General features: G+C 49.7%; 14 protein-coding genes and 1 pseudogene. 8 read left to right on the plus strand and 7 right to left on the minus strand.

Features of this window, described 5'->3' with window-relative positions:
• Nucleotides 1-93: 93 nt before the first annotated feature.
• Genes der through rnc form a run of 3 tightly spaced genes read right to left on the minus strand, consistent with a single transcriptional unit; the run spans nucleotide 94 to nucleotide 3035 of the window.
• Nucleotides 94-1413: a ribosome biogenesis GTPase Der gene (der, locus tag ACZ5PT_RS17335; RefSeq protein ID WP_464264272.1), complete on the minus strand. Its 1320-nt coding sequence runs from the start codon at nucleotides 1411-1413 to the stop codon at nucleotides 94-96.
• Nucleotides 1414-1434: 21 nt separating this feature from the next.
• Nucleotides 1435-2328 carry a GTPase Era gene (gene era, locus ACZ5PT_RS17340; RefSeq protein ID WP_464264273.1) on the minus strand — a complete coding sequence of 298 codons (894 nt, stop codon included), beginning with the start codon at nucleotides 2326-2328 and terminating at the stop codon, nucleotides 1435-1437.
• Nucleotides 2328-3035: a ribonuclease III gene (gene rnc / locus ACZ5PT_RS17345; protein WP_464264274.1), complete on the minus strand. Its 708-nt coding sequence runs from the start codon at nucleotides 3033-3035 to the stop codon at nucleotides 2328-2330. Before rnc ends, era begins: the two co-directional genes overlap by 1 nt.
• Before the next feature lie 240 nt (nucleotides 3036-3275).
• Between rnc and tmk the strand changes: the two genes are divergently transcribed.
• From tmk to gorA, 6 genes are all read left to right on the plus strand, one after another.
• A complete protein-coding gene (gene tmk, locus ACZ5PT_RS17350) occupies nucleotides 3276-3929 on the plus strand; it encodes a dTMP kinase (RefSeq protein ID WP_464264275.1) in 654 nt (217 codons plus the stop codon).
• Entirely contained in the window at nucleotides 3926-4897 is a 972-nt protein-coding gene (gene holB / locus ACZ5PT_RS17355; RefSeq protein ID WP_464264276.1) for a DNA polymerase III subunit delta', read from the plus strand. Before tmk ends, holB begins: the two co-directional genes overlap by 4 nt.
• 36 nt (nucleotides 4898-4933) lie before the next feature.
• On the plus strand, nucleotides 4934-6040 hold the full coding sequence (locus ACZ5PT_RS17360) for a PSP1 domain-containing protein (RefSeq protein WP_464264277.1): 1107 nt from the start codon (nucleotides 4934-4936) through the stop codon (nucleotides 6038-6040).
• A gap of 36 nt (nucleotides 6041-6076) precedes the next feature.
• Nucleotides 6077-7606: a methionine--tRNA ligase gene (gene metG, locus ACZ5PT_RS17365; RefSeq protein WP_464264278.1), complete on the plus strand. Its 1530-nt coding sequence runs from the start codon at nucleotides 6077-6079 to the stop codon at nucleotides 7604-7606.
• 70 nt (nucleotides 7607-7676) lie between these two features.
• A complete protein-coding gene (locus ACZ5PT_RS17370) occupies nucleotides 7677-9065 on the plus strand; it encodes a TatD family hydrolase (RefSeq protein ID WP_464264279.1) in 1389 nt (462 codons plus the stop codon).
• Between the two features lie 14 nt (nucleotides 9066-9079).
• The gene (gene gorA, locus ACZ5PT_RS17375; protein WP_464264280.1) at nucleotides 9080-10453 is read left to right on the plus strand and encodes a glutathione-disulfide reductase; all 1374 of its coding nucleotides are present in this window, start codon (nucleotides 9080-9082) and stop codon (nucleotides 10451-10453) included.
• Between the two features lie 79 nt (nucleotides 10454-10532).
• Here the strand turns inward: gorA and ACZ5PT_RS17380 are convergent, their stop codons facing one another.
• Nucleotides 10533-11024, minus strand: coding sequence for a ferritin-like domain-containing protein (locus tag ACZ5PT_RS17380; RefSeq protein WP_464264281.1), 492 nt, complete (start codon nucleotides 11022-11024; stop codon nucleotides 10533-10535).
• Nucleotides 11025-11123: 99 nt separating this feature from the next.
• Nucleotides 11124-13520, minus strand: a complete 2397-nt coding sequence (locus tag ACZ5PT_RS17385; RefSeq protein WP_464264282.1) for an AsmA family protein — start codon at nucleotides 13518-13520, stop codon at nucleotides 11124-11126.
• A 299-nt stretch (nucleotides 13521-13819) separates the two neighbouring features.
• Here ACZ5PT_RS17385 and ACZ5PT_RS17390 point away from each other — a divergent pair, with 299 nt between their 5' ends.
• Both ACZ5PT_RS17390 and ACZ5PT_RS17395 read left to right on the plus strand, forming a co-directional pair.
• Entirely contained in the window at nucleotides 13820-14011 is a 192-nt protein-coding gene (locus tag ACZ5PT_RS17390) for a zinc ribbon domain-containing protein (RefSeq protein ID WP_464264283.1), read from the plus strand.
• A gap of 301 nt (nucleotides 14012-14312) precedes the next feature.
• On the plus strand, nucleotides 14313-14798 hold the full coding sequence (locus ACZ5PT_RS17395) for a putative ATP-dependent zinc protease (RefSeq protein WP_464264284.1): 486 nt from the start codon (nucleotides 14313-14315) through the stop codon (nucleotides 14796-14798).
• A 59-nt stretch (nucleotides 14799-14857) separates the two neighbouring features.
• Here ACZ5PT_RS17395 and ACZ5PT_RS17400 read toward each other — a convergent pair.
• Together ACZ5PT_RS17400 and ACZ5PT_RS17405 are read right to left on the minus strand one after the other, a co-directional pair.
• Nucleotides 14858-15043, minus strand: a pseudogene (locus ACZ5PT_RS17400) (glutaredoxin family protein); the annotation flags it as partial.
• 12 nt (nucleotides 15044-15055) lie between these two features.
• Nucleotides 15056-15205, minus strand: a complete 150-nt coding sequence (locus tag ACZ5PT_RS17405; RefSeq protein WP_464264285.1) for a hypothetical protein — start codon at nucleotides 15203-15205, stop codon at nucleotides 15056-15058.
• Between the last annotated feature and the right edge of the window lie 188 nt (nucleotides 15206-15393).

Below are 15393 nucleotides of genomic sequence, written 5' to 3' on the forward strand. Positions count from 1 at the left end.
TTAGCTTTCTGAACGATCTCCCACAAAGTACTTATTTATAAGAACAGCCTAAGATAACGGAGAAATCTCCATGAGTAAAGATTTTGTTCTAAATCAGGCGCTCTTTCCACGCCCTTTAAATTGGATCCGGATCGGGACCCGGTCAAAACCAAACGTTTCCCGAAAAGAGTTAGTTAAATAACGCTGATAGGAAAAATGAACATCATCCGGACGGTTGGTAAACAGGACAAAGGATGGCGGCCGAACGGCGCTTTGGGCCGCGTAATAAAACTTAATCCGTTGACCACGCACCATCGACGGTGGGTTTTTCTGGACAATCGCTTCAAGCCCTTTGTTTAACTGGCCGGTGGTAATCCGGGTATTGAATTCTGCAAAAACTTCCGCCACCAGCGGCATAATTTTAGCCACCCGCTGACTCGTTAAAGCAGACACAAAGGCCACCGGAGCAAAGGGCAGATACTTGTAACGGCGACGGACCTCGGCAAGAAAATTACCCATGGTTTTTTCATCTTTTTCCGGCAGGTCCCATTTGTTGACCACCAGAACCAGAGCCCGCCCCTTTTCAAAAGCATAGCCCGCGACAGCCAAATCCTGATCGGTCACCCCTTCTTCCGCATCGATGACCATCAGCACCACATGAGCACGATCCATCGCCTTTAACGCGTTGACCGCACTGTACTTCTCAAGCGTTTGGCTGATCTTCCCCTTGCGCCGGATTCCGGCCGTATCGATCAGTACGTACCGTTTATCAGCGTGCATAAACGGCGTATCGATACTGTCGCGCGTCGTCCCGGAGGTCGGGTTTGCCACCACCCGCTCATAACCGAGCAGTCGATTGACCAGCGAAGACTTGCCGACGTTCGGCCGGCCGATGACGGCCAGCCTGACTTCATCCTCCTGCTCGGACTTATCTTCTGCTGGCGGAAGGAGTTCTTCCAGATCATCCAGCAGTTCGCCAATTCCACGACCATGCTCTGCAGAAAGCGAGTACAACTTTTCAATACCGAGGGCATAAAACTCGTTAGTCGCCATCTCCTGCTTTTCACCATCAACCTTGTTGATCAGGTAAAAAACCGGTTTATCAACACAGCGCAGCATATTCGCCACCTCTATATCAGAAGCGGTCAGGCCATCCTTGACATCCATAAGAAAGAAAATGATATCCGCTTCTTCAACCGCCACCTGCGACTGCTCACGCATCTGAATCAGCAAACGATCGTCACTGACAGGCTCAAAGCCACCGGTATCAATCAGCAAAAATGGTCGGTCAAAACGGGTCACTTCAGCATAATGACGATCACGCGTGACCCCGGGGAAATCTTCGACAATCGCCTTGCGCTTTCCCAGTAGACGATTAAACAGGGTCGATTTGCCGACATTCGGACGGCCAACGATTGCAACAACAGGTAACATCAGTTTTTAATTCTTTCTTTATTATTCATAGCCGAGCTCACGCAACATCCGCTCACTTTGGCTCCAGTCTTTATCAACCCGGACAAAAAGTTCCAAAAAAACCCGGGTTCCCAAAAAGCGCTCGATTTCCCGACGGGCATCCTGCCCCAGAGTACGGATCATCTGCCCCCCCTTACCGACGATGATTTTTTTATGGCTATCCCGTTCAACATGAATTGTCGCTTGAATCACGACCAGATTTTTTTCCGGTTTTTCTTCAAAGGTTTCCACCTTGACCGCAACGCCGTAGGGAATTTCTTCGTTGGTGCGGCGCATCACCTTTTCACGGACCATTTCAGCGACAATGAAGCGTTCGGGCTGATCGGTGAGCATATCCTCGGGATAAAACTGTGGCCCTTCTGGAAGGTAGGGTTCGATCGCCTGCAACAACTGCGGGACGCCATCACCCTTTTCCGCAGAAATCGGCACCACCTCTTTAAACTCGAAACGTTGTGCATAGGCATCAATCAACGCCAACAAGCTGGTTGGGGCAACCTTGTCGATTTTATTGATGACCAGGCAAACCGGAGCCTTGGCTCTTTCCAGCAGTTTGAGGATATATTCATCACCACCGCCGGGCTTATCATCTGCCTCAACCAGAAACAGAACCAGATCAACATCGCTGCAGGCCTTAATTGCCTGATCAACCATATAGCGATTCAGCTTGCCTTTTGGTTTGTGAATACCGGGGGTATCGACAAACAGAGCCTGCCCCCCAGAGAAATTATGAATACCAAGAATTCGATTGCGGGTTGTTTGTGGTTTGTTCGAGGTAATCGCGATCTTCTGCCCGAGTATCCGGTTTAGCAAAGTCGATTTGCCGACATTGGGCCGTCCGACAATTGCTACAAATCCAGATTTAAAATTTTCCGTCATTAACTGTTCTCACACTTTCGCACTAAGGAATGGTCCAAGGCCGCCGCTGCTGCCTGCTGCTCAGCCCGTTTTTTACTGGGGCCACAACCGCTACCGAGGAGTTTACCATCAAAACGAACTTCCATTGAGAAAGTCCGATCGTGATCAGGGCCAGACACCTGCGTCAACAGGTATTCGGGAAGTCGTCCATAGGCCGCCTGCAAACGTTCCTGCAGACAGGTTTTGTAATCTGTACCGTAACGCGAGCGGGCTGTGGTTTCAATCGCTTCGACAAAAACCTTTTCAACAACGCGACTTGCGGCCGCAAAGCCACCGTCACAATGAACAGCGCCCAGTAAGGCTTCAAGCGCATCCGACAACAGACTCGACTTGTCGCGGCCGCCGCTCTTTTCCTCCCCTTTACCGAGGCGTAACCCCTCACCAAGTTTTAACTTTCGGGCGATAGCGTCCAAACCGACTTCACACACCACCTCAGAACGGATGCGCGTTAATCCACCCTCGGGAATGTCCGGATAGTGAAGATAGACCCACTCGCTAATCGCCAATTCCAGAACCGCATCACCTAAAAACTCCAAACGCTCGTTGTGCTTTGCCGCTTCGGACTGCTCATTACTGAAGGACTTATGGGTGAGTGCTTGGAGCAATAACTGCTTGTTTTCAAACTGATAACCAAGTTTTAATTCTAGTTTTTCGATATATGGCGACACATATTTCTCCAGCTAACGAGATGTTTGCCGCGGAGTATAGCCAAAAGGCCCTGACAGTACAAACTGTTTACCGGGTTATCGTATAATGAGTGGCGTGTCTAAACAAAATGTTTAAACTTGATTCATCTACAGCGCTTTCTCTATAATGGACTATTTTGAGGCGGCCAGATTAAACAGGATGAATTTATCATCCCCAGTTGTGGCAACCTAGAGCCCTTTTACTCGGATATTATATATTAAATGGCACCATTCATTACCTTCGAAGGGATCGAAGGCTCAGGAAAAACCACCCAGATCCGCTTACTCACACAATGGTTGCAGCAATATAATACCGAGGTTATACAGACTCGTGAACCGGGCGGCTGTCCGATTGCCGATCAGATTCGCGGCATTTTATTACATCCCGATAATGCAACGATGGTATCACGTACGGAATTACTGCTCTATGCTGCAGCCCGTGCGCAACATATTGAAGAGATTGTGCGCCCGGCATTAACAGCCGGAAAAGTTGTCCTTTGCGACCGATTCACCGATGCCACCTTGGCTTATCAGGGCGATGGCCGCGGTCTTGATCGCGACTTGATCATCCAACTGAACCATCTGGCGGCGGGCGATTGCTGTCCGGACCTGACGCTATTATTCGACCTGCCGGTAGAAATCGGTCTCGGCCGCGCCAGACAACGTGAAACCGACTTACAAGACAGCTCTGAAGGACGCTTCGAACGAGAGCAGCACGAATTTCATCAACGCATCAGAGACGGATATCTGAGCTTGGCGGCTGCAGAACCGCAACGTTTTAAAATTATCGATGCTACTCTTAGTGCACAGCAGCTCAGCCAGCAGATCACTCAAATTATTGCTGACTTTCTCCAATTGAAAACCGGTACGCTATGACCTTCGATTCAATTATCGGCCATGACCGGCAAAAAAGCATTCTCCGGCGGGCCCTGGAAAATCAACGCGTAGCCCACGCCTACCTGTTTGAAGGTCCGGATGGTATCGGCAAACGCCTGGTTGCTTTAGCCTTGGCGCGGGCGCTGCTCTGTGAATCGGGTCAGGGTTGCGGTGATTGTCATCCCTGTCGCAAGGTCGATCACAACAACCACCCGGACATTCACCTGCTTGATGCCGATGGTGCGACCATTAAGATCGATCAGGTTCGAGCGCTGCAAAAAGAGTTATCTTTAAAGCCGCTCGAGGGTCAATACAAGATCTGCCTGATTGACGGCGCAGAACAATTCAACCCGGCAGCGGCCAACGCCCTGTTGAAAACCTTGGAAGAACCGCAGCCGAACACCGTCATTATTTTGCTCTGCAGCCGTCCGGATGCGCTGCTGACAACAATCAAATCCCGTTGTCAACGACTTCCATTTCAGCGGCTACCGAAACAACGCCTGACCGAGATCCTGGCGAACCGCCTGGACCTACAAGAGACCGAAGCTGCAGTCCTTGCCGCGTTGTCGGATGGCAGTTTCAAAAAAGCTCTGGGGCAAAACAAAGAGCTGTATCTGGAAAAGCGTCGCGAACTGTTACGTGCGTTACTGGCACTCTCTTCCGGCAGTGTTATTCCCCTGTTTAAACTCGCTGACGAGTTGGCCGGGAACAAGGATCATCTGACCGAAATCCTGGAAATATTCCAAGCATTTTTCCGCGATCTGCTGCTGTTAAAACATGGCCGGCCAGAATCTGAGCTGGTCAATCTGGATATGAAAGAAACTCTGTACCGGCAGCTAGACAAACAAACCACAACCGCTTTACTGCAAAAACTTAAGGCTTTAGAAGCTGGCCGTTATTATCTGCAACGCAACGTCAACCGGCAACTGGCAATGGAAATCATGCTGATGCGGATGAACGCTGCCTGACGTGCGCTGTCACATAAAAGGACTAAATAATTTCTAATGGAAACTTTACGCTTAGTCAGCATCTCATTTCATACCGCGGGCAAGGTCTTCGATTTCGAAGCACGAGACTTCGAGCTCAAACGTGGCGATATGGTCATCGTTGAAACCGAACGGGGGCGGGCTCTCGGCATTGTTGTCCGTGAACCGCGCAACACACCTCCCGAGCAGGCACCTCCCAAACTCAAAGGGGTCGTGCGGATCGCCAATGAAGCCGACATGGAAATGTCGGAGGGGAATGCCCAGCGAGAAAATGAAGCTTTAAAATTCTGTCAAAAAAGAGTTCAAGAACGAAAAATGGAGATGAAGCTGGTTCGCGCCGAATATCTCTTCGACGGCTCGAAAATCATCTTCTACTTCACCGCCGACGGTCGGGTTGATTTTCGCGAATTGGTTCGCGACCTGGCGCAGCACTTTCGCACCCGCATTGAAATGCGCCAGATCGGGGTGCGCGATGAAGCAAAACTGGTCGGCGGACTGGGGGTCTGCGGTCGGGAGCTCTGTTGCAGCAGCCATTTGCGTAATTTCGCCCCGGTTTCGGTAAAAATGGCCAAGGCTCAAGGCTTGGCCCTCAATCCGGCTAAAATTTCCGGCCAGTGCGGTCGGCTGCTTTGTTGCCTGGCCTACGAGTACGAAACCTATAACGAAATGCGCAAAACCCTGCCCAAGTGCGGAAAAAAAATCCAGTTGGAATCGGGTCAGGCGGAAGTGATTGCGCTTGATGTTCTGGCGCAAAAAATGACCGTTTGCTGTGCTAACGGCGACCGTTGTCAGATCCATGTTGATGAGCTGAAAAAAGGTTTTGACAAACCTGTCACCGACAAAGCAAAGTCGGCAGAGGTAAAACCCGACACCACAGCAAAAAAAGGGCCGCAAAAACCTGCTGAAGACGCGAGCAAAAAGGATGAGCGACGCAGTAATCGACGTCCGGGAAATCGCCCCCGTCCACAGAAAAACGCTCCGCAACAGGCTGAGCAGCAGGGAGAAAAGCCCAAAGAAACGGCCCGCACCAGCACATCGGAGCAGGACAAAAGTCAAACCCGAAGGCGGAGAAGACGCCCCCGGCGGCGGACCAACAAACCGAATCAGCCAGATAACAAATCTTGATTTTTATGCAATCCGTACCTTGAAAGAGAGCTTTGCATGAGCAAAACATTTTACATCACCACACCGATTTATTACGTCAATGATGTCCCACACATCGGCCATGCCTACACCACCCTGGCCTGTGACGTTATGGCCCGTTACAAACGTTCACGCGGGTTCGATGTGGCCTTTTTGACCGGCACCGACGAACATGGGCAAAAGGTTGAAACCGCCGCCAAAGCCAACGGTGAAACCCCGCTGGAATTAGCTGACCGGGTGGTCAAGCGCTTTGCCGCACTGTGGGAGAAGCTCAACTGCTCCAATACCGACTTCATCCGTACCACCCAGGAACGCCACAAGCATACCGTTTCCGAGCAGTTCAAGAAGATTCTCGCCTCAGGCGATATTTACCTTGGCTACTACGAAGACTGGTACTGCACGCCTTGCGAAACCTTCTGGACCGAAACCCAACTGATCGATGGCACCTGCCCCGACTGCGGCCGGGAAACCACCAAGTTGAAGGAAGAATCCTATTTCTTCCGCATGAGTAAATATCAGGACCAACTGCTTAAATACATTGACGAAAATCCCGATTTTATTCAGCCGAAAACGCGCCGTAACGAGATCCTCAGCTTCGTCAAAGAAGGCCTGCGTGATCTGTCGATTTCGCGGACCTCTTTTTCTTGGGGAATCCCGGTTCCAGGCAACGACAAGCACGTCCTGTACGTCTGGTTCGATGCTCTGACCAACTATATCTCCGCCCTTGGCTACCCGGAAGATGTAAACGGTGATTATGCCAAATACTGGCCTGCGGTACATGTCATCGGTAAAGATATCCTGCGTTTCCATGCTGTCTACTGGCCGACCTTTTTGATGGCCGCCGGACTACCGATGCCAAAGAAGGTTTTTGCCCACGGTTGGTGGACCGTCGAAGGCAAGAAGATGAGCAAGAGCCTGCGCAACGTTGTTGAACCGAACATGCTGGTCGACAAATACGGCGTCGATGCGATCCGCTACTTCCTGCTGCGTGAAGTGCCCTTCGGCCTGGATGGTGATTTCTCTCATTCAGCGCTGGTTTCCCGCATCAATTCGGATCTGGCCAATGATCTCGGTAACCTGGTCAGTCGCTCCACGGCGATGCTGAGTAAATACTTTAAGGGAGAGCTGCCAAAGCCCGGCCCAGCCAACGAAATGGATCAGGCGCTGATCGACCGAATTCCGACCACCCTGCAAAAGGTCGATGATCTCCTCGAAGAAATGGCGTTCAACAAAACATTGATGGCGATATGGGAACTGATCTCGGCCGGTAACAAGTATATCGATGATGCCGCGCCCTGGGCACTGGCGAAAGATCCCGAGCAGCAGGAACGCTTGGCCACAGTGATGTACAACCTGCTCGAATCGATCCGCATCACTGCGCTGATGGTCGCTCCGTTCATGCCGGACACCGGCAAACAGATTCTACAAATCCTCGGCTGCGATGGCGACAATTTGTCGCTTGATGGTCAGGATCAGTGGGGCGGACTTGTGCCTGGCACACAGGTGGAGAAAGCCAGCCCTCTTTTCCCCCGCATCGAAACCGAGTAGAATCGAAACTGAATAGATGTCACTAAACGGGGCGCCTGTGGCGCCCCGCTTCTTTTGGAGCAAATGATAAATGTCACAACAACTCCCGCTCTTGGTCGACAGCCATGCCCATCTCGATGGCAGCCAATTTTCTAACGACCGAGATGCAACCATTCAACGCGCCCTGGACAACGGTATCAGCCATATCCTGACCGTCGGCTGCGATCTGGGAAGTTCGGCCGCGAGCGTTGCCCTGGCCTTAAAACATGAACAGATTTATGCCGCAGTCGGCGTTCACCCGCACGATGCGACCGAAATCAACGCAGAGAGCCTATCCCAACTAAAAGAGCTGCTCGCCAGGCCGAAAGTCGTCGCCCTCGGCGAGATCGGTCTCGATTTCTTCCGCGATAGATCACCACGCGACATCCAGCGTAACGCCTTTCGCCAGCAGATTCGCTTGGCCAGAGAAGTCGGCAAACCGATCATCGTCCATGACCGCGATGCCCATGATGAAGTACTGCAGATTCTACAGGAAGAAAATGCGTCCGAAGTCGGTGGCGTGTTGCACTGTTTCAGCGGTGACTTAGCAATGGCCCGCAAAGTCCTGGAGCTTGGTTTTTATTTGTCGTTTCCCGGTACCATCACCTATCCCAAAAACGATGCTGCCCGTGAGGTGGTCAAAGCGATCCCGGTCGACCGAATGTTGGTAGAAACCGATTGCCCCTATCTGTCGCCGCAAAAGTTCCGTGGCAAACGCAATGAACCGGCCTACGTGCGCTACACGGCAGAGAAGGTCGCCGAAATCAAAGGGCTGTCAATTGAAGATGTCGCCCGCGTCACCAGCCGCAACTGTTTTGACCTGTTCGGAATCGGCAGCGTCGATCAAAGCACCAAGATCGCCTATCAAATCCGCGATTCGCTGTACCTGAATATCACCAATCGCTGCACCAACAGCTGTATTTTTTGCGCCAAATTCGATGATTTTGTCGTCAAGGGGCACGAGCTTCAACTTGATCACGAACCGAGCGTCGATGAAATCAAACGGGCTATTGGCGATCCAAGCCGCTATACGGAAGTGGTTTTCTGCGGCTACGGGGAGCCGTTGTTGCGCCTCGACCTGATCAAGGAAATAGCCGGTTGGTTGCAACCGCAAGGCATCAAAGTCCGGATCAACAGTGACGGTCAAGCCAACCTGGTTCACGGTCGCAACATTCTGCCGGAGTTGCAGGGACTGATCGATTCCATTTCGATTTCATTAAATGCATCGAACCTGAACGACTACCAACGTCTCTGTCAATCAAGCTACGGTGATGAGAGTTATCAGGCAGTGAAAGATTTTCTGCAGCAGGCGAGCAACTATATCCCCGATGTCACCGCAACGGCGGTCACTTATCCGGGCATCGACATCAACGCCTGCCAACAAGTAGCAAAAGATTTGGGCGTCAAGTTTCGCGCCCGTGAATATAATGAGGTCGGCTAACAGGAGAGACAACCATGGCTCACTACGATTTTGATCTGTTTGTTATCGGTGCCGGTTCCGGTGGAGTGCGAACTGCGCGCATGGCTGCGGCTGAAGGTGTAAAGGTAGCGATCGCCGAGCAGAGTGCCCCCGGCGGTACCTGCGTCAATCTTGGCTGCGTGCCGAAAAAACTCTACGTCCATGCCGCCGAATATGGGGCCAGTTTTCTGCAAGCGCCCGGTTTCGGCTGGCAAAGTCAGGTGCCGCTATTCGACTGGCCGACCCTGCGCGATAACAAGACGGAAACAATCAGCAAGCTAAACGGTCTCTACACTGAGATGTTGGCGAATTCCGGGGCCGAGTTGATTAAAGGCCACGCCCGCCTGGTTGATGCCCATCGTGTCGAGGTCAACGGCAAGCACTACACTGCCGAACGCATTCTGCTTGCCACGGGCAGTCGCCCGTTCCTGCCGGAGATCCCCGGGCGTGAGCACCTGCTCTCATCGGATCAGATCTTTGATTTAGAACATTTACCTAAAAAAATGCTGATTGTTGGTGGTGGCTACATAGCAACAGAGTTTGCCGGAATCTTTCATGGCTTGGGCGTTGAGGTGACGCAGATTTACCGTAGCGAGCTTTTCCTGCGCGGTTTTGATGTGGAAATTCGTCAATTCGTCGCCAAGCAGATGCGCAAAAAAGGGATGGACTTGCGCTTCAACACCGATCTACAGCAGGTGGAAAAAATTGCGGCAAACGATTTCAAAGTGACCCTGCAGGACGGTTCGAGCTTCACTACCAACGTGATCCTCGCGGCTACCGGACGAACAGCAAATACCGAAGATTTAGGTTTGGAAAATGTTGCTGTCGAGCGGAACAATCAAGGTGCCGTTGTCGTCGATGACTTTTACCAGACCAGCGTTGCCTCGATTTACGCTCTGGGAGATTTGATCGATCGTTTTCAGTTGACCCCGGTCGCTCTGGCGGAGGGGATGACCCTGGTGCAGCACCTCTACCAGGGCGGTGCGGATAAGCTCGATTACAACCTGATCCCAACGGCCGTTTTCAGTCAGCCAAACATCGGCACAGTTGGCCTGAGCGAAGAAGAAGCCTTAGAACGGTACCCACAGATCGACGTCTATTCGACAAATTTCCGCTCCCTGAAACATGCGTTAAGTGGCAGCGGCGATCGCATTATGATGAAATTACTGGTCGATCCAACGACCGACAAGGTGGTTGGAGCGCATATGGCTGGCGAAGGCGCGGGGGAAACTATTCAGGGGATTGCGGTCGCTTTAAAGGCAGGAGCCACCAAGACAACATTCGACACAACCATCGGCATCCACCCGACCAGTGCCGAGGAATTTGTCACCATGCGCAGTAAAACCCGCACCGTAAAACGGTCGAATTGACAGCTGACCTTGTTCCTTTACAATAAAAAACGGAGCCCATTTGGACTCCGTTTTTTTGTATCAATAAGCTGACCAGAAGCTAGCTGCCCTGAATTTTCGCTTTGCGCGCTTTAAGTATTGCGGCGTGCCGATCCTCTTCCCCAGCCAACCAGCTAAAGGCCTTTTTGCCATCGTCACTGCGAGCATGCGCGGCTGCCTTGTGAAAATAACCGGCAAACTTCTCCTCCGCCTCAATCGCCAGATCGAGAGCCCTGATATCCCCCGCTTCGCTGACTAAAGCTGCGGCGACCTGTTCTGCTGTCGGGAAAATATCCTTATCATTGAACTGCTGTAGATACGGCAGGTAATCTTCTTCATTGTCCCAGAATTCACCGTCCAGATATGTCTCTGCCAACTTTTCAAGGGTCTGCAGATGGCTCACCTCGTCCTGAGCCAGCAATGAAAACAGCTCTTTTGCCAAATCGGTATATGCCTTCTCAACCATCGACGAATAGAATCGATGACCGTTCTTTTCCACTTCCATCGCCGCTCGAATTACTTCAAAACCGCTGAAATACTCAGTTGCAAACATCTTTTACTCCTCTGGGTATGGGCTGAAACTTGCGAGCAAAAGTACCCGTTAGCATCCACCATGTCCAGACCATTATCCCAATAATTGGTTTGACCAACCTCAATTACCGAAGAGCTTATTCAAGGTATTATCGAGTAATTGTTTAACCGGGGTGTTGTCCCCTCCCCCTGGGGCGATTTTTTCGAGCAGCCGACTGGCGGCCTCATCCTTAAATTTATCCGTAGCTTGCGCCTGCAACGCCTTGGCATCAAAACCGATCTTCGGACTGGTTATGCTCCCCTTAATCGTCAAGGGCAGGATGCCCCAGCCATCCTTATCGCTCAGTGTTTGCTGCAATCCGGTTTTGGCACCTAAGCTGCGCATCAAATCGGGAGCAAGACGAGCGTCCAATTTCATGTTTAAAGAACCATCGACACCAATTGTGCCTTCCGGCTTCAACTTTGCTTTAGAGCTATTCAACTGACCAGAAAGATTTGCCATTCCGTCGCGTAAATCGTAGTTACTTTCCAGTGTTTCAAAACTGAGGATTTTCAACTCAGGAATACTCAGAAAAACAGACAACTGTTCCAGCAGCGGTGAACCTGTGATCTTTCCTTTATTCAACTGCATGGCACCTTTAATTTGCAACGCCTTGAGCAGGTTATCAGGGAGAGTCCCTCGACCGGAAAAATTATTCTGCCATTGCAATAAGCCGGTGACGCTTTGTTTTGCCTGCGGCAACACGCCGGAGATCAAAGAAACCAGCTGCGATTGATCGAGCTTCATCTGCCCTTGATAAGCAAGCCCCTTTACCCCCAAATTGACATCGGTCGAGGCCAAAAATTCACCACCAGCAATCCCACTACGTAACTGATTTATCTTCAGATGATTATCCTTCAAAACCAGATCGGCACTGACCTGATCCAGATTCAGTTGCTTATAAATCAGTTTTCCAACCTTCAAAGTCCCGGTCATATCGAGCGGTAGATCAAAGGGACCGATTTCGTCAGCAACTGTCGGTTGGCGTTCGGCCGGCGGCAATTGACTCCCTGAGGTTTTTTTTGCGGATGTTTTTGTTTTTGTCTCTGCCTCCACCGGCAGAAGACTGTTCAAGTCGAGCGTCGCCGCAGAGACGTGGAATTCCCCCTTGATGATCTTGCCGAGGAGATTCTCTGCCTTAAACTTCAACTCAGCTTGTTGATCAGCAAAATTCAGTAACAATTTGTCCGCAGCGACCTGCTGATCGGCATAGGTGATGTTGCCGTTGACTCCAGCACGAAGCGAATCGACCGTCGCCTGGACATTGATCAGGTCAATTTTGGCAGACTTAACCAGTTTAGCACCAGAACTCGGTTTACCCGCGAAGTCAACTCGGCCATCGACCTGCCCGGCCAAACTGTAAGCCTGCACGCTTTGCGTCAACCCTGCAGGCAAACCCTGAAGAAGAGCGCGTAAATCGAGCTTGTCAAACAGTAATGCCAAAGCCAGTGTTGGTTCTGCTCCGCCTAACTCGACTGCCCCTTCCACACCAAGAATCGTATCGTTAAAATTGAGAATGAAGGTCGAAAGATCCAACTTCTGCTTGGACAAATCAAAGTTCAGCGCATAATCAACGCCAACTTTCGCATTTTTCAATTCGGCCTCAGGCAGATCATTCAGCACCAGATCCAACCCCTCGAGCAACACCTTCCCTTTACTCTCAATCTCCTCAGGTTGCAATTGGACTTCCAAATTTATCGTCAAAGCAGCCGAACCGAGTTTTCCTGGAATCGATTGACGATAATAGGGAGCAAAGGGTTGCAGATCGAGTGACGAAAGCTGCAGATCCAGATCGCCACTTTGATTGGCAATATCGTAGTGGCCGGAAACTTCGACTTTACTGCCATTTAATTCCGCCACCAACTTGATGGGAAAGGAGCGGTCCAAAGTTATCTTGCTGGCCTGAAAATTAAATTGATCAAGGGTATAACGATACGGCGATTTAGAATTTTGCGCGCGGTCAATAAAGAGGATCTCGCCCCCGGTAATCGAAACCTCGTTAACCAAAAGATTAAAAGGAGAAGACGGGGTGGTTTGGGATTCTTCTGAATTCTTAGTTGTATCTTGGGTTGCGGCACTCTCAGTTTCCGCTGCAAGCAGATCATCAAAGTTGAACTGTCCATCGGCATTCCGACTGACAACAATTCTGGGTTGATCAAGTAGAATCTGATCAATAACCAGGTCACCGGTCAACAGCGCCAGTAATTTATAGTGCAACCCCATCGATTGAACCGAAATGAAATCATCATTTCCATCAATATTTTTAACCTGCAAACCAACCAGGGAAACTCCGCTGAATATCCCGATATCGATCTCGCTGACCTCGATATTTCTGTTCAAAGTTTCCGAAACCAACGGCAGCAGATGTTCCCGCACCTTTTCCGGGGTGATCATAACTTTGACAAGAATCGAAAGAGAGACCAACAGAAAAACCAAGGTACCACCCAGAGCTATCCCAACTTTTGCCAGTTTTGACATTGTTCCTCCAGAAAAAAGCAGCTATTTACTTTGTAATACTAGCATATTTAGGATTTCTACCAACGTTTGTGTAATAAAACTTCTCTTTCTTTTTTTGTAGAGCGTGAGCTTTAACTTCGCTTCAATGTTCTTGTCCACAAAAAGAGTCACTTAATGTTTCAACCTGTAACCCTTCGAAATCAATCGATTTAACCCCAGACATGCGAAAAGGAATAAATTTGCTTTGCCAAGCTCCGCTTTTCCCCTTGCAAACATCCGACTATTCATATATCTATCTAATAATTATTAAGGAGCGATTAATGCCAATCTATGAATATCGATGTTCAAATTGCGCACAGGTGACTGAAAAGATCAGCACTGTCATGCATAACGAGATCGACTGTCCCAACTGCGAAGCTAAAGCGCAAAGAATCGTCTCACTATTTACCGGGGAAACGACTGCTTTTTCCAGTTCTGCCTCTCATTGTAAACCCGGATCGGGCTTTACCTGAGGTTAGCCTGGGGCAGCGTGACTGCCCTCAATAACAAACGTCATCTATTTGCGGGCGCACGGTTCGGAAGTCAGCAGATCTGCGAATCTGTCCCTAAATTGGGCAAATATTTCCATGCGGAGACAATCCCGTTTTTTGATCAAAAATTTCCGCTTTATCCATACGTTATCAGCTATCAGCAACCGTTGCGGACACCCTTTTGCTGAAATTAAATTCTAATATTAGAATAATTTACTTTAAAGGGAGCAGCCATTAAAATCACCGCTATTAAACATTCCACATTTTCGGGGGATTTATTCCTATGAAGAAAAACAAAAACTCATTACTTATCGACATTGGATGGTGTGAATGGGTTTCCTTTCCATCATTAAAGATTCCAGCGATTGAAGCCGAAGTTGTCGCCGATGCACGCCAATCGATACTGAATATTTTCGACTATTCAACCTTTAAAGAAGGTGAAGACCTGATGATCAGCTTTGGTGTTCATCCAATCCAGAATTCAGATGAAGTTGAAGTGTATTCTGTCATGCCGATCAAGACCAGACGCTTAGTCAACACACTGGATGGAAATCGGGAATGGTGTTACGTCATCGAAACGGAAATGCGCATTGGTTCGCTGAAAAAAAACATCGAATTAACTCTGGTCAAAAATGAAGATACGCTTTTCCGATTGCATCTGGCTCCCAAAACCATCAAAAACCTGGTCAACGTCAATCCGCAGAAAAGTTACCTGACAGGACAAATACTCGCTAATTTCAAGCAAGAGGCGAGCTACAACAGGGCTTAAAGAATCGGGACAGATAAAGCAAAAAAGCCGACCCTTTATCGGGGCCGGCTTTTTTTATTTCAATTATCCAGGGCCGTTTCATAGGCTCGTTGTGACCAACCAACAATCTTCACGCCATTGATCACGGCAAAAGGCACGGCCCGGCCGGGATTTAATTTTTGTTTTCTTTTTGCCGCTTCAGCATCTTTCTCAATATCATAAACCCGATACTCAATTCCCCTGCTAGCCAAAAAACTTTTGGCCTGGGTACAATAGGGTCACCAACTAGTGACGTAGAGTTCAACCTGATGCTGCGGTTTTTTATGATAGACCTTGCTTTCGGCAGCGGCGGTCGCAGGTAAAAACGAAAACAGAAAAACACTGCTGACAAAAGCCGAAAGAACCAGCAGAAAAACAGACTTTTGCATACATGACTCCCAAATCACCTAGGTTAAAGAAATGAACAACAATATTCCTCCACTTACAATGCAGAGGATGGCCAACACATTGGCAAACCTCCCAACCATATTACGATGCTTGCTACATCGTACAGCCTGGCGTTGTTTAAAATAAATCAGCATCGCCAGCAGGAAAAAGGCTATCGATAAAAATAGTT

The organism is Desulfuromusa ferrireducens (assembly GCF_055389805.1).

What these genes read in the sequence shown, in the direction of transcription:
- tmk (WP_464264275.1), top strand. Translation starts at nt 3,276, where the DNA reads ATGGCACCATTCATTACCTTCGAAGGGATCGAAGGCTCAGGAAAAACC.
- ACZ5PT_RS17380 (WP_464264281.1), bottom strand. Translation starts at nt 11,024, where the DNA reads ATGTTTGCAACTGAGTATTTCAGCGGTTTTGAAGTAATTCGAGCGGCG.
- ACZ5PT_RS17370 (WP_464264279.1), top strand. Translation starts at nt 7,677, where the DNA reads ATGTCACAACAACTCCCGCTCTTGGTCGACAGCCATGCCCATCTCGAT.
- gorA (WP_464264280.1), top strand. Translation starts at nt 9,080, where the DNA reads ATGGCTCACTACGATTTTGATCTGTTTGTTATCGGTGCCGGTTCCGGT.
- ACZ5PT_RS17360 (WP_464264277.1), top strand. Translation starts at nt 4,934, where the DNA reads ATGGAAACTTTACGCTTAGTCAGCATCTCATTTCATACCGCGGGCAAG.
- ACZ5PT_RS17390 (WP_464264283.1), top strand. Translation starts at nt 13,820, where the DNA reads ATGCCAATCTATGAATATCGATGTTCAAATTGCGCACAGGTGACTGAA.
- ACZ5PT_RS17385 (WP_464264282.1), bottom strand. Translation starts at nt 13,520, where the DNA reads ATGTCAAAACTGGCAAAAGTTGGGATAGCTCTGGGTGGTACCTTGGTT.
- ACZ5PT_RS17405 (WP_464264285.1), bottom strand. Translation starts at nt 15,205, where the DNA reads ATGCAAAAGTCTGTTTTTCTGCTGGTTCTTTCGGCTTTTGTCAGCAGT.
- der (WP_464264272.1), bottom strand. Translation starts at nt 1,413, where the DNA reads ATGTTACCTGTTGTTGCAATCGTTGGCCGTCCGAATGTCGGCAAATCG.
- ACZ5PT_RS17395 (WP_464264284.1), top strand. Translation starts at nt 14,313, where the DNA reads ATGAAGAAAAACAAAAACTCATTACTTATCGACATTGGATGGTGTGAA.
- metG (WP_464264278.1), top strand. Translation starts at nt 6,077, where the DNA reads ATGAGCAAAACATTTTACATCACCACACCGATTTATTACGTCAATGAT.
- era (WP_464264273.1), bottom strand. Translation starts at nt 2,328, where the DNA reads ATGACGGAAAATTTTAAATCTGGATTTGTAGCAATTGTCGGACGGCCC.
- holB (WP_464264276.1), top strand. Translation starts at nt 3,926, where the DNA reads ATGACCTTCGATTCAATTATCGGCCATGACCGGCAAAAAAGCATTCTC.